This window comes from Pseudomonas paraeruginosa (genome assembly GCF_003025345.2).
Lineage (GTDB): Bacteria > Pseudomonadota > Gammaproteobacteria > Pseudomonadales > Pseudomonadaceae > Pseudomonas > Pseudomonas paraeruginosa.
In genome coordinates, this window is the sequence record NZ_CP020560.1 from 5989649 (window position 1) to 6003372 (window position 13724).

The window sequence follows — 13724 nt, forward strand, 5'->3', positions numbered from 1 at the left end:
CGCTCGGCGCTAGCCGCACCGAACCTATCACCGGAAAAGAGGCTGAAATGCTCGGCATCACCCGCTTCATACTGGCGCTCCTGGTGCTGCTTTCACATGCCACCGGCAGCAACTTCCACTTCAATCCAGGAGTAGTCGCGGTCATCGTCTTCTACTTCACCAGCGGTTATCTGATGCAGCGCAGCTATCGCCGCTTCGTCAGCCACTCCGCTACGCCAGTCCGCAGTTTCTATACCGATCGTTTTCTCAAGCTCTTTCCCCAGTACGGGCTGGTCGTACTGGCCAGTTTCGCCGCTATCGCCTGGCTCGGCCCGGCACAGCATGTGCTGTTCATGAACCAGCCGGCCAGCCTGGAAAAAGTATTGCTCAACCTGGCGTTGCTGCCGGCCAACTACGTCTTCGAACCATTGACGGTAGAAAGACTGCTGCCTCATCCCATCGTACCGCCGGCCTGGTCGCTGGCCGCAGAATTCCACTTCTATCTGCTTCTACCCACGATAGCGTTACTGCCGAGAAGGGCGTTTCTCGCCGTGCTCGCGGTGACGGCCAGCATCCAGGTAACGGCGCTGTTCTTCGGCAGCGGCCCCTTCAACAGCGATAACTTCGGGTATCGGTTCATTTTTGGCGCGCTGACCTTCTTCCTCTTCGGCTATGCCCATGCCCGCCGCGAAGAGCCCGGCTATGCCTGGATCCCTCTCGCGCTCTGGCTTGTCTATGCCAGCCTGTTGCTGGTCGTGGCGCCAACGTTTGGATTGTTCAGCCATCCCTTCGTCATGGAGTTACTGCTGGGCGCCGTGCTGGCCTGGCCATTGCTGTCTGCCGCGCTAGGAGCCCGTCCTGACAACGTCTGGCTGAAGAAGGCTGACAACCTGCTCGGCCGGCTCGCCTATCCGATCTTCATCAGCCATTTCCTGGCATTCTTCTTTTGCGAAAAACTGCTCGGTTTCGACCAGGGCCAGCAAGGCGCGGCGATCCCCGCCAGCATTGCGCTGTCGCTGGGGATATCCTGGCTACTGTTGCGCCTGCAGACGTCGATCGATGCGTATCGCCTACGCAGGCGGGGCTTCGCCAGCATGGCCTCGGGGCGACTGGGCTCGGCGGCGTAGTTCAGGTTTGCGCAGATAGGTACCCAGGTCATCGTCCCAGTAGTATTCCTCTTGCAGGGCCGGTTGGTTCCATAGATCCCGCATCGCCGGTAGCGGGATCAGAATATTCGGGTCGTCCTTGCGTGGAATCATGATCACATCGGGCTTGCGTGCCAACGCGTAGGGAGCATCCGTACGGTGGTGGCCGGGCAGGATCAAGGTGTTCGGCAGCGTTCTCTCGCTCTTGGCTATATGCCGATCGGTGAGGCCAACCAGGTCGAGGATGCGCATGTCCCCGGCGAAATAACCCGGCTGGCCGATACCGATCGCCGCAACCAGGCGCACCGGTGGCTGGAGCCGAGCAAGGCGCTGCATCCACTGCCGCATATGCTCCGCAGTGAAGATGAACCTATGATTGCGAGCCTGGGCGCGCTTCGCCGAGTAAGGAAATTGCGCCGCATCCGTACTCTGCACGGCATTGACTAACAATCTCCCGGCACTTCCATCACCGATATACAAGGCGACCAGCATCGATGCCGGCAGCGTCGCCCCCAACAACCAGCCGAATATCCGCCGCTGTCGGGCAACATGGTAGACACCGGCGAGTGCCGCGACGACCAGTACCGGGAATACCGGCAACAGAAATCTTCCATGGGAAAACACATCGCCCCCCACGAGAAGAATGTACAGGCAGGTCGCCAGAAGATAGGCAACCCCCATTCGCACCTCCGGAAAACGCCTCCATCCCCATAGCGCGGGGAGCAAGAGAAGTCCCGCTCCATCTTTCAGGAAACCATACAGATAGTCGAAGCCCCGGCTCAATGGAATGCCGCCCACCTTGGCATGGAAGGTATTGGGAACATAATCGCCGTAATAATGGAGTCGGAACAGCAGGTGGCCGAGGAAATAGATGGCATAGGCCAGCACCGGTCCTGAGAGACGCAACACCCCCTTCAGGTCGCAAGGCCGACGCTGACGCACCCGCATCAGCCAGTCCCAGCCCAGCAGCACGCCGGCCAGCAGAGCCCCTTCGGGGCGGGTAAGGCTGGCGCAGATCGACCAGGCCGCGACCTGCCCCATGCGCCCGAGCGCATAGGCACGCAGGGCTGCCGTCACAGCCCAGGCGAACAGCGGTGTTTCCAGGCCGGACAGGCTCCAGCAGGCGAAGCTGTTGCTTGCCAGAATCAACAGCGGCGCCACGCCTGCCAACCAGTGGCCGCCGCGCGGCAGGACGAGCTGCGCATAGCGGTAGCTGGCCCACAGCAGCCCGAGCCCACAGAACAGCCCCAGCCAGTGCCCGGCCTGGGGTCCGTCCATGCCCAGCCACATCCCCGCGGCGACCATGAGGGTCCAGGATAGATTGGTATAGCCTTCCACCCACTCTCCAGCGTTGAACACCAGGCCATGGCCGTTCACCAGGTTCTGCGCATAGCGATAGGAGATGTAGGCATCATCCATCTGTTCGATCGGCTTCCAGCCTTCGAGGAGGAAGAGCAACAACGCCAAGGCGAGCAAAGCCGGTCCCAGCAGGCCGGCCAGCATGCCCCCCAGGGCGGAGCGGCGACCGCCGCCGAGGTCCACGGCCTGCCTCATCTTTCACCTCCCGCGGGCAGAATGACACAGCCGGTATCGGCGCTCTTGCGAGGAAACCCATCCCAGTCGAAACGCGCAAGGTAGGTGGGGAAAAGAGCGCTGTCGCAGAACACCCGGTAGTCGTTACGGCGTGGTGGCAGCACCTGGGTCACGCTGTGGCCGGGAATGCTCCAGCGCACGCCGGCCCTGGCCAGATCGGCGAAGAAGAAAGGCTCGACCCCCGAGTAACCAAAGGAGACGGTAGTCTCCGGCGGCAGGGTCGCGATCCAGGCGCGAACCTTGGCGATTTCAGAGGGTGCCAGGAACGGCCGCTGAAGCAGCTCGGCGCGCGGCCACAAGGGTACGAAGACATCGCTTCTGCTCCAGCCATGCACCGCGAACGGCAGCAGGAGCAGGCATCCGACCAGCAGTGACAGCCCCTTGAAGAGCGGTCGCCGCGCCAACCCTGCAAAGCTCAGCAGCACGCTCAGCAATAGTAGCCAGAGTGCGAATACAAAGGCGAAGCCATACCACATGTTATGGCCATTCAGCGCCAACGCCATGAAGCCCGCGGCATACAGCGAAAGCATCGCTTCGCGGCAAAAACGCCGACGCCAGGCAAGTTGCAGGGCTGCCAGGGCCACCATCGCCCCCACCTGCAACCATCCCATCGGCCCATCCATGACCGCCCATCCCAGCTTGAAGTCGAACTGGAACTTCATGTCCTCGAGAAAGCCGCCGATGTGCCTGACGACAAATACGCCATAGGCCGCCAGCGCCAGGGTGGAAAGGCATAGCGCCAGCAGCTCGCCCGGGGTCAGCGTCAGGCTTTCGCGGCGAAGGATCTTCCAGCCGATCAGTGCCAGGTAGGGCAACAGCATGTAGACCGCGTTGAAGTGCACGGTGGCGCCAAACAGCACCAGGGCCAGCCCCAGCCCGGGGCGCTCGCGTAACATGGCCAGGAGGGAGGCGAGAAACAACAAGGCGTACAGCGCCTCCATCCGCGCCATGTTGGAGATCGCCAGCGAATAAGGAGAGACGAACGCCAGAGCCGTCAGGACCAGAGCCACCAGACGCACCCAGCCCTCCAGGCGCAGGCTCCTCAGGATGCCCAGGGCAACCCCGAAAGCGCCAAGATAGAGCAGGCAGGAAATCCAGCGTGACAGCTCGAAGCTATAGCCGAAAACCTTGTAGGCCGCAGCCAGCAGCAGCATGAAGCCTGGCGGCATCCACATCACCACCCGCTCGGTGTTCAAGCCGAAAACATAGAAGCTCCCCGTACGGCTGAACTCGAATCCCTGGGAGATGAACGCCGCTTCGTCATTCCAGGGAATCGGAAACTCGAAGCCCATCGCCAGGCGAACGAACAACACGGCCGCCAGCACCGCGAGTACGCACCCCCACTCCTCCCGATCGAGCCTCACGAACCGCCAACATCCCTGCACAGCCTTCGTCCTCGTTCAGTTCAGAGTGGCTTACGGGCAATGATCGCCTGGCTCTTCGGCATGGCGCGGTCGAGAGCCTTCTTGATGCGTGGGCCGTCCTCCATCGACAACAGCATGTTCCAGGTCCGCGTCCAGCTCTCCAGCAAGGGATGCCAGGGCGGCGACAGTTCCTGCCTGCAGGCCCAGAACAGGAACCACCAGACCGACCAGTAGAACCCATACTGGGTACGCCGTTCGATCACCAGGCCGGCGGACTCCACCAAACGGGCGAAATCATCACGCTCGAACACCCGGATGTGGTTCGGATGCTCGAAATAAGCCGGCGGCGCCAACTCTTTCTGCACGCTTTCGCCAAGCGGATCGGGAACGGTAAGCAGGTACAGCGCGCCCGGTTTGCCGACACGCACCAGTTCACGCATGAACTGCGCAGGATCGGCCACGTGCTCGAGTACCTCCATCGCCACGACTTTGTTGACCCGCGCATCCTCCAACGGAATCGGATCACCGTCTGTCACCAGAGGAATGATGCCCCGCGCGGGCGAGCCCTGGAGAGCCTGTTCGACGGCAGCGACCTTGGCCGCATCGATATCCGCGAAGATCACCTCGGCTCCGCGCTGGGCGCAAAATTGCACGAAGGGTCCATCACCACAACCGATGTCGAGGATCGAGTCTTCCGCCATGATCGGGAAACCCTCGAACAATTCGCCGCTCTCCTGCTGGAACCAGCCACTCAGATAGGCATCGGTCAGGGTGGACTGCTCCTCGACGGCCTCGTCAGCCGGTGCGGTCGGCACTTCGGATACGGATACGGGCTGAGGCCGCCCGGATATGCGCTTGAAGAACTCCAGCATTGCGACTCCTAGATACGCTCGGCCGGTAGCACGGCCATGGTTTCGGGCGTCCGACCCTGTATGAGAAGAATTCTGGACTGGCGGGCCCCGAAGCGACGAAACGGGCTTTCCACCCAGCGATAGTTAAGCTCGCTGAACATGAGGATCAGACCCACGGAAACCACCAGGTAAGGAAAGAAATATGCCGGTCCGACGTGTTCCTCTGGATACAGGCGATAAAACAGTTCGCGAGTGAAAAAGAACGCCGGCACATGTATGAGATAGATCGCGTAGGAACGATTGCCGATCCATATCAATAGCCTCTTCAACAAACCCGGCGGGCAGATCAGGTTCGCGTCGTAGGCCGCCATCCAGACCAGCCCGGCACAAAGCAGGGCAATCAGGCCCATACTGAAGGACGGCACCGGCAGGCGACTCGCCAGCAGGGTCAGGCACAGCAGGGCGAGGACCAGCAACAGGCGGGAAAGATGCCGACCATGCAACCACGCAGGCACCCGTCCGGCAGTGAAACGCTCGTGAATCATCGCAATGAGGATTCCATAAGCCAGCGCATCGGTCCGCAGCATCATCAGCCACAACGACTGCAGGCGCGGCGCGAAGCATTGCAGGAAAATCAGCGCCAGCACCACTGGCAGCACGTAGCGCCGCCCAAGCAAGGCCAGCAATGGGAACAGCAGGTAGAACTGCTCCTCCAGTGACAGGCTCCAGTAGACGAAACTGACACCGATTTCGCCTTCACCGAAGGTAAGGGCGAAGCGCACATTCGCCACTTGCAGCAATGCGGCCAGAGTGGCCTCAGCGTTGGCGCGCAGGCTGCCGAACACACCGCTCTGGTTGAACCCCCAGCACAATCCGAGGATCACCGCGAGCCACAGCCAGGCGGACGGCCAGAGGCGCCAGGCACGGCGGACCCAGAATGCCAGCAGGATGTACCAGGCCTGCCTGCGGCTTCCGCTGGCCTGCAGGCGTGGCAGCAAGTCGCGGGCGATGACGAACCCCGAAATGGCGAAGAACAGGTCCACGCCGAAAGAGCCGCCAATGAAGGTGTAGAACCATTCCAGCGCCGGGCTCGACCAACTGAAGAGGTTGCCCTGGGCGTGCTGCAGCACCACGAAAAGTACCGCTACGGCTCTCAGCACTTCGATATCGTCGATACGACGATTCATGAACGGCGACTCTCCGGCTTACGCGCCACAATCACCTGACTCTTCGGCAGCAGGTCGTCCAGGGCCGCCTTCATCGGCGCCGACTCAGGCATCTTGAGCAATTGATGCCACAGCTTCGCCCAATCGTTGAGCAATGGCGGATACGGCGGCTGTACCACGTCGTGGGAGGCGCCCTCCAACTCGGCACCGGTTGCCCGCGCGCAAGTCCAGTAGATGCACATCCACAAGGTCCAGTAGAAACCGAAGGTCGACTGTTGGAGTACCTCCAATCCCGACTCCCTGACCAACCCGGCGAACTGCTCGCGCTCGAAAATGCGCACATGGTTCGGCGCCGAGAAGTAATAGGACGGTGCGAACCTTTTCTGCAGATGCTCGCCAGCCGCATCCGGCACGGCAAGCAGATAGAGAGCCCCTGGCTGCCCCACCCGGACCAGCTCGGCCAGCACCTGTGCCGGATCGTCCACGTGTTCGAGCATCTCCAGCGCGATAACGCGGGTCGCCAGGGCATCTTCCAGCGGTAGCGGGCAGCTATCGGAGACGATCCCCTGCGCATCCCGTGCCGGGGTCGACGCCACACGTTGGCGCAGGGCCTCGATCTTCTCCTCGACCACATCGGAGAAGATCACCCGGGCGCCGCGATTGGCGCAGAACAGGGTTGCCCCGCCAGCGCCGCAGCCGACATCCAGGACCACATCGTCCGCACCCACCGGAAAGCCCTTGAACAATTCGTCGGTCTCGCTCTGGTACCAGCCGCTCTGCACCGCGTCCACCAGACCGCAATCCCGCGAATCGACGTAATCCGGAGCATTCTCCGGAGCTTCGACGGGCCTTTCCCTCTCCAACGATTGCGGCCCTCGCCAGGCCTCCAACAGACGACGCAGGCTCATGCTTCCAGCGCCTCCCGCTCGAGAAAGGTCTCCAGCTTCCGCCGCGCGGCTTCGCGCGAGCAGTGTCCACGCATGCGCTCAATGGCATCGGCGGACATCCGTGCGTACAGTTCCGGCCGTTCGGCATAGCAGGTATAGGCGGCCCGATAGGCCGCCACCAACGACTGCCAGTCGACCTGGTGCCGCAGTGTGCGATAGGCCAGGCGCGGATCGTGCGGCCAAGCGGTAGCGTCCAGCCAGGAATCCACCACGAAGGCTACCCGCTCGTCGATATAGTCGGCCATCGCCGAATGCCGTGGCGCTACGGCGGGTTTTCCGCAGGAGAGAAACTCCATCAGCGGTAGGCACTGCCCCTCACCATGGGAGGCATTGACGACGAACGCCGTACCGCGGATCAACGACTCGAAGTCGTTTCCTTCGAGGAATCCCTGGAGCAGCACGACGCGACAACGGAACGCTGGCATCCGGGCCATGCACATCAGCATGTCGTTCATCGCCGACTGGTATTCATGATGGCCCAGTTTGAACAGCAGGGTAGCGTTCGGCTGGTCGCGGAACGCCGCGCAGAACGCCGTCAGCATATCGACCCAGTTCTTGCGCCCGTCGTAGGGGTTGAACAGCGCCGTGAACACGACACCGGAAAGCTGCAGACTATGCTCGGCCAGCTTCAGGACCGGCATCTCGGAGTTTTCCCCGCCAACCGGGGGCAGGCCTTGCGGTTCGACCGGGTTCTCCGGCTCGAGTCGCTTCTCCTGCCCGTCCGGCGCGGGCGCGGCAGGTTCTCTGCCGAGCAGGACCTGTCGATACCACTGCCCCAGATAATCCAGGGTGATCCTCAGTGGCGAGCGGGGATTGGGCGCGCTCGTTGACCCGGCGCTGGCGCCCCGGGCGGCGGTAACCGCCCGTTGGACAGCATCGATGCCCGGCATATAGGGCGCCAGAGACACGTCATGACTGTCGAGCACCACGCCTCGGGCGATCCGCAGGGGCCGGTGCTGGACTTGCCCAGCGGTCGCGGTGGAACGCAAGCCTTCGTACTTGTCCCAGACCGGTGCAGGGATCGAGAGCACTGGGAACTCCTGACCCAGCAGATCGCGCACAGCTCGGACGGTGAGCTCCGAATGGGTGATCGCCGCCCCGCAGCGCTTCAATACCACGGCCCAGTTCTGCTGCTCTTCTTCGAGCCATGGCTCGCTGGGAATCGAGTCGAACTCCCAGGCAAATACCGGGAAAGTTGGGCAACGCAGCTCCAGAGGCGTCTTGTGCGGCGGAGTGAACGAGAGAAACACACAGGACTCGCCATCCGAGATGGCCTGGTCGTATAACGCATCCACTTCCCGCCCAGGTGCTTCCACCACCACTACGTCGCCCAGCTCCCGAAGTACCGGAAGGAATTCCTTGAGCACGAAGTAGTAGCTGTAGTCGGGCAGTCCCAGGCTACGCGCGATGGTTGCTGCCGATATTTCCGAATGAACGAGGATTTTCATCACGCCAGACTCCGCAGCGAATCAACGGAACCGGGAGTCGTGCTCTCTGAACCGGCAATTCGCCCCAGGAAGTCCCCCAGGGCACCACTCACCTGCTCCACGGAACAGAACGCCTCCATCTCATGTCTGGCTCGCGACAGCATGGCGCGATAACGCTCCGGTTCCTCCTTCGCCATTGCATAGGCCTGGCGATAGGCCTCCATCAATGACTGCCAATCCAGGCGATGCCGGTGGGTCACCAGCATTCCGGTGGGATCGTGGGGCCAGCAGGTCGGCTCGGGGGCACAGGCCACCGGAAGCGCGATATCGTCGTTCAGGTAATCGGCCATGGCGGTATGCCGCGGCGCAATCGCCGGCCTGCCGGCGCAGAGGAACTCCATGAGGGGCAGGCACAGCCCTTCACCGCTGGAAGCGTTCACGTAGAACGTGGTAGCTGCCATCAGTTCGCGATACTGCGGATCCTCGAGAAAGCCATGGAGCACCAGCACGCGGCAAGCGAACGGAGCCAGACGGGAGAGCAGCGTGATCAACACTATCCGGTAGTATTCCAGGTCGTGGTGAGTCATCTTGACGATCAATGTGGCATCCGGAACGTCGCGGAACGCCCAGCAAAACGCGGTGATCAGGTCGACCCAGTTCTTGCGCCCGTCGGCCGGATTCAACACCGTGGTGAATACCACGCCATCGACCTGCACATGCTGGATGGGCGCTGGTGGCGCGACGTTCGGTTCGGCGACGACGACAGGTTTCGCATAACAGCCGCGAATCTCGTTCCACCAGGCCTCCGCCAACCGGCAGCTCAGCGCCCAGCGCGTATTGCGGGGCGGCGGCGACGCCACCTGCTCTCCGGTGGGTTCCTCTGCTGGCGCCTCTTCTGCTTCTACGACCGGCGGCCGCCTGACCAGCCCATCGGCGCTCAGGCCCAGCAGCGGACTGTCGATAACCTGTCCGGCAAAGGAAAAGGCTCTTGCCGCCAGCGTCAATTCGCTCGGCTCGGAGTCGGCGAAGCGTGCCCAGACGGGCGCCGGCAATGCCAGCACCGGCAGCGGCGAAACCTCCCTGACCAACTGCGCGGCCTCGCGGCTGGTCACCACCGCGCCGGCGACTCTTTCGAACACATAGCGCCAGTCGTTGCGCGGTTCGCCCTCCCAGGCCACGTTCGGCAGACTGTCGAACTCCCAGGCGAACAGCGGCACAGTCGGGCAACGCAGCCCCAGCGGGGTCTGATGGGGAGGACTGAAGCTCAGGAACACCACCGGGTGCCCTTTGCTCGAATAATCGTCGAACAGGCGATCGACTTCCGCCGTGGACGCCACTTCGATCACCCGCCCCAAGGCATGTAGCGCCGGGAGGAATTCCTGTAGGAGGAAGAAGTAGCTGTATTCCGGCTTGCCAAGGGATGACAGGATGCTATCCCTACCGATCTTGGAGCCGATGAGAATGATCGTTTCCGCCATAAATCCGCGCAGGTACTGCTACCCCGTCCTTCTCTGCATTGTTATGTCGTTATTGTCGCAGCCGCCTGGCGCCCATCTGGAGACGGTGCTGCGGCGATTCAAAGATCGCGTCATCTTGCCGTGAAAAATGCGGAATAGCACCAGCTTTCACTTCATTCGCGAAAAACCCGAGCAAATAGGGAGCTAGCTGTCGATCGGGCGCAAATGTGGAACAGCTGCGAACTTCCCGAGCGGAACAGTCGGCGTACACAGCGGGCTGTTCCGCTGAAACGCCCGTGGCCTGTCCCTGCCCGCCACCCGACAACGCGCTCATGCTCAACTCTCTCCCTGCGGATGAGGAACAGGCCATGGGATACTCTTCGCAAGCGCATCCGATATCGTCCCCGACAGCCTCGCACTGGCGCGATTGCCTGCTCAGATGGCGCCATAACGTCCGGTCCCGCCGGCTGCTGGCACAGATGAGCGAACACGACCTCGCCGACCTGGCGATCAGCCCGAGCGAACGCTACGTAGAAGTTTCGAAACCTTTCTGGCGCTGAGCCGCTGGTGACGTGGCGCACAGTTGGTTAGTCTCAGCGTTGACACGGCCGCGTGGATGCGGCCGTCTACGCTGACTTCGTTCGGAGCAACTCACATGAAACGTCTGCGCCTGATCGGTGCCGCTGCCCTGCTCGCCTGCGCCTCCAGCGCCTTCGCCAGCAGCTTCGTGGTCACCACGGATACCCTGGTTCGCGCCACCGGCATGACTTCCAACGCCACTTCGGACATCACCAACTCGTTCCGCGACGACAAGATCGTCCTCGAAGCGCGCGACGACGCCGCCAGCTTCGTCGCCAGCCAGGGCGACATCCGCGGTTCGCACCTGGAGGCCGCGCTGCGCCACATCCGTGGCAAGCTGCCGAGCCTGGCGGCCAACGACATGCAACTGGCCCAGGCGATCCTCACCATCTGAGCCACCTGCCCCGCCGCCGCAGCCGCCCGGCTGCGGCGATGACCCGGCCGACCGGCCACACTGGCTCCGCGCCGCACATTCCGTTAGCCTTGGTGGCTGTTCCAGTCCTGTTCCGCACAACCCCATGCGTTGCCGATTCTCGTTGCTCTTCTGTTGCCTGCTGGCGCCCGCTGCGCACGCCTTCGATACCACGACGGCGTTCACCGCGAAGTCCCTTTACGTCACCAGCAAGCTGACCAGCACGCCGTTCGAGAACAAATTGTTACGCGATGCCCGGGGCGATGCGGCCAGCTTCGTCGCCAGCGATGGCAGCATTCGCGGTGCGCGCCTGGAAGCGGCGCTACGCTGGCTGCGCGTCGCGCACCCCGAACTGGCGGCCAGCGACCAGGAACTGGCCGAAGCAATTCTTGCCCAATAGGCGATCACCACCGTCCCGGAGAACCTCCATGCGCCGTAGCTCCATGCGTCATAGCCCCCTGTTCGCCGCCCTGCTGCTGGCGCTCTGCGCCACCGCCGCGGAGGCCCGCTCGGTGGTCGCGACCAGCAACATCATCGTCCGCGCCCTGGACCGCAGCATCGACTTCACCTCGGACACCACCACCTCCGTGCGCGACATGAAAGTGGTCACCGAGGCGCGCGACGATGCCGCCAGTTTCGTCGCCAGCGACGGCGCCATCCGCGGCGCCCAGCTGGAAGCCGCGATGCGGACCCTGCGCAGCCATCTGCCGGAAGCCCGTGAAGCCTCCGACCAGGTCCTCGCCGAAGCCATCCTCGCCCTGTGAGGAAGGCCTGCGCCTGGCTGCTGGCGCTGGCCCTCTGCGGAGCCGGCAGCGCGACGGCGGCCCTGCGCCTGAAGCTCGACGCGCCTGGGCTGGATCCCACGCAGCGCGAGGCCAGCCAGCGTCTGCTGGACGAAGCCGCGGACAAGCTGCCGCCGGCCTTCCGCGAGCGCCTGGACCGCGAGATCGCGGTCGAATGGCGCGACGACCTGCCCGCCAACGGCATGGGCCAGGCCCGTGGTCCTGAGCGCATCGCGCTGAACCGCAGGTACCTGGCCGATCTCACCGACGGCAGCGCCGCCAGCCGCCAGACCGGGCGCGTGCACGGCACCGAGCGGCGCGAGCTGTTGGCGACCCTGCTGCACGAGCTGACCCACGTCTACGATCGCGCGCGCCTGTGGTCGCCGGAGGAAAAACGCGAGATCCGCCGCTGCACGCGCCAGGAGGAAACCCTCGGTCGGATCGCCCAGCCCGGCGATTGCCGCGGGCAGGCCGGACGCCGCTTCACGCTCTCCGACGACCCGCGCCTGCTCGATCTCGCCGGCTGGCCGCAGCGCGCCGGCCAGCGCGGACGGCGCGAGGCGCACAACGGCTTCGTCCTGCGCAGCCCGGACGTCTACGAGCTGAGCAACCCGCGCGAGTTCGTCGCGGTGAACATGGAATACTTCCTCCTCGATCCCAGCTATGCCTGCCGCCGCCCGGCGCTCTACCGCTACTACCAGCAACGCTTCGGCTGGGCGCCGCCACACAGTGCCTGCGCGCAGAGCTTCGCCTACCTCAACGCCGGCCGCGACTTCGGCCAGCAGCCGCTGGGCCAGCTCGACCCCGAGCGGGTCTACGAGGTCGACTACCTGCTGGCCGAGGCCAACGACAACCTGGTCAGCCGCTGGGGCCACACCATGCTCCGCCTGGTGATCTGCGCCCCCGGCCGGCCGCGCGGGCCGGACTGCCGGCTGGACCTCGACCAGCACCTGGTGCTGTCCTACCGCGCCTTCGTCGGCGACCTGCAATTGTCCAGCTGGGACGGCCTGACCGGCGCCTATCCGTCGCGCCTGTTCGTCCTGCCGCTGTCGCAGGTGATCGAGGAATACACCAAGGTCGAGCTGCGCAGCCTCGCCTCGGTGCCGCTGAAGCTGGACCGCGAGGAGGTCGCCAGCCTGGTCGAGCGCGCCGCGCAGAGTCACTGGAGCTACGATGGCCAGTATTACTTCATCTCCAACAACTGCGCGGTGGAAACCCTCAAGCTGCTGCGCAGCGGCATCCCCCGGCGACCGCTGCAAAGCCTGGACAGCATCACCCCCTACGGCGTGCTTGAGATGCTGGAGAACCGCAAGCTGGCCGATCCCAGCGTGCTCGACGACCCCAAGGAAGCCCTGCGCCTGGGCTACCGCTTCGACTCCTTCCGCGACCGCTACCAGGCGATGTTCGACGTGCTCAAGCAGCGCCTGCACATCCCCCAGGACAAGGTCGAGGACTGGCTGGCGCTGCCGGCCAGGGAGCGCCAGCCCTGGTTCGCCAAGGCCGACCTGCGCGCCAGCGCGGCGCTGCTGCTGCTCGAGCAGGCCTCGCTGCGGCGCCAGCTGCTGCTCGCCCAGGACGAGTTGAAGCGCCTGTACCTCGGCCACCTGGACAAGCCGGCCGGCGACCAGCGCCTGGAAGTGGCCGGCAAGACCTTCCAGCAGATCCTCGACGACAGCGGCTTCCTCAGTCGTCCGGCGGAACTCCTGGAGGGCGGCTACGGCCTGCCGCAGGCCGCCGAGTGGAAGCACCTGGAAGAGCAGACCCGCGAACGCCAGGCGCGCCTGCGCCGGCTCAGCGACGACCTCGACCGCGAGGTCCGCGCCCTGCTCGACCCCGAGCGGCGCGCCGAGCTGGAAGCCAACGAGGCCAATATCAAGGAGATCGGTGCGCACCTGCGCGAGCTGCACAAGGCGGCGGGCGGGCTGATGCTGCCCTGAGGGAGGCGCCTGCAGGACGCATGGCCCCCGGCGATCTTCCGGCGCCTCGCAAATGGCGGATAACGCTCTGCGTTATTCGCCCTAC

At 63.9% G+C, this 13724-nt stretch carries 13 protein-coding genes; 6 read left to right on the plus strand and 7 right to left on the minus strand.

What is annotated here, in order from left to right; translation table 11 throughout:
* The first annotated feature begins 47 nt into the window (after positions 1–47).
* Complete coding sequence (locus tag B7D75_RS28325; RefSeq protein WP_034080699.1) at positions 48–1106, plus strand: acyltransferase family protein; 1059 nt, start codon at positions 48–50, stop codon at positions 1104–1106.
* Here B7D75_RS28325 and B7D75_RS28330 read toward each other — a convergent pair.
* The 7 genes from B7D75_RS28330 to B7D75_RS28360 are packed head-to-tail and all read right to left on the minus strand — an operon-like array spanning position 1050 to position 9950.
* On the minus strand, positions 1050–2678 hold the full coding sequence (locus B7D75_RS28330; protein ID WP_033996971.1) for a hypothetical protein: 1629 nt from the start codon (positions 2676–2678) through the stop codon (positions 1050–1052). The genes B7D75_RS28325 and B7D75_RS28330 overlap by 57 nt on opposite strands.
* Positions 2675–4081, minus strand: a complete 1407-nt coding sequence (locus tag B7D75_RS28335; RefSeq protein ID WP_176540973.1) for a hypothetical protein — start codon at positions 4079–4081, stop codon at positions 2675–2677. Before B7D75_RS28335 ends, B7D75_RS28330 begins: the two co-directional genes overlap by 4 nt.
* Before the next feature lie 41 nt (positions 4082–4122).
* Positions 4123–4953, minus strand: coding sequence for a class I SAM-dependent methyltransferase (locus tag B7D75_RS28340; RefSeq protein WP_003152561.1), 831 nt, complete (start codon positions 4951–4953; stop codon positions 4123–4125).
* Between the two features lie 8 nt (positions 4954–4961).
* Positions 4962–6119 carry an acyltransferase family protein gene (locus B7D75_RS28345; protein ID WP_034080701.1) on the minus strand — a complete coding sequence of 386 codons (1158 nt, stop codon included), beginning with the start codon at positions 6117–6119 and terminating at the stop codon, positions 4962–4964.
* Positions 6116–7006 carry a class I SAM-dependent methyltransferase gene (locus tag B7D75_RS28350; protein ID WP_058130397.1) on the minus strand — a complete coding sequence of 297 codons (891 nt, stop codon included), beginning with the start codon at positions 7004–7006 and terminating at the stop codon, positions 6116–6118. The genes B7D75_RS28345 and B7D75_RS28350 overlap by 4 nt, the downstream gene beginning before the upstream one ends.
* The gene (locus B7D75_RS28355) at positions 7003–8493 is read right to left on the minus strand and encodes a glycosyltransferase (protein ID WP_185269349.1); all 1491 of its coding nucleotides are present in this window, start codon (positions 8491–8493) and stop codon (positions 7003–7005) included. Before B7D75_RS28355 ends, B7D75_RS28350 begins: the two co-directional genes overlap by 4 nt.
* Positions 8493–9950: a glycosyltransferase family protein gene (locus B7D75_RS28360; protein ID WP_034080703.1), complete on the minus strand. Its 1458-nt coding sequence runs from the start codon at positions 9948–9950 to the stop codon at positions 8493–8495. Before B7D75_RS28360 ends, B7D75_RS28355 begins: the two co-directional genes overlap by 1 nt.
* Before the next feature lie 347 nt (positions 9951–10297).
* On the opposite strand from B7D75_RS28360, the gene B7D75_RS28365 reads away from it, so the two are divergent.
* From B7D75_RS28365 to B7D75_RS28385, 5 genes are all read left to right on the plus strand, one after another.
* Positions 10298–10489, plus strand: a complete 192-nt coding sequence (locus B7D75_RS28365) for a DUF1127 domain-containing protein (RefSeq protein WP_052177977.1) — start codon at positions 10298–10300, stop codon at positions 10487–10489.
* A gap of 95 nt (positions 10490–10584) precedes the next feature.
* Entirely contained in the window at positions 10585–10902 is a 318-nt protein-coding gene (locus tag B7D75_RS28370) for a DUF2388 domain-containing protein (RefSeq protein WP_003096907.1), read from the plus strand.
* A gap of 124 nt (positions 10903–11026) precedes the next feature.
* On the plus strand, positions 11027–11320 hold the full coding sequence (locus B7D75_RS28375; protein ID WP_034080704.1) for a DUF2388 domain-containing protein: 294 nt from the start codon (positions 11027–11029) through the stop codon (positions 11318–11320).
* A gap of 43 nt (positions 11321–11363) precedes the next feature.
* The gene (locus B7D75_RS28380; RefSeq protein ID WP_283250607.1) at positions 11364–11684 is read left to right on the plus strand and encodes a DUF2388 domain-containing protein; all 321 of its coding nucleotides are present in this window, start codon (positions 11364–11366) and stop codon (positions 11682–11684) included.
* Positions 11681–13639 (plus strand): DUF7844 domain-containing protein, encoded by a 1959-nt coding sequence (locus B7D75_RS28385; protein ID WP_107114626.1) that lies wholly within the window; start codon positions 11681–11683, stop codon positions 13637–13639. Before B7D75_RS28380 ends, B7D75_RS28385 begins: the two co-directional genes overlap by 4 nt.
* The last annotated feature ends 85 nt before the right edge of the window (positions 13640–13724 follow it).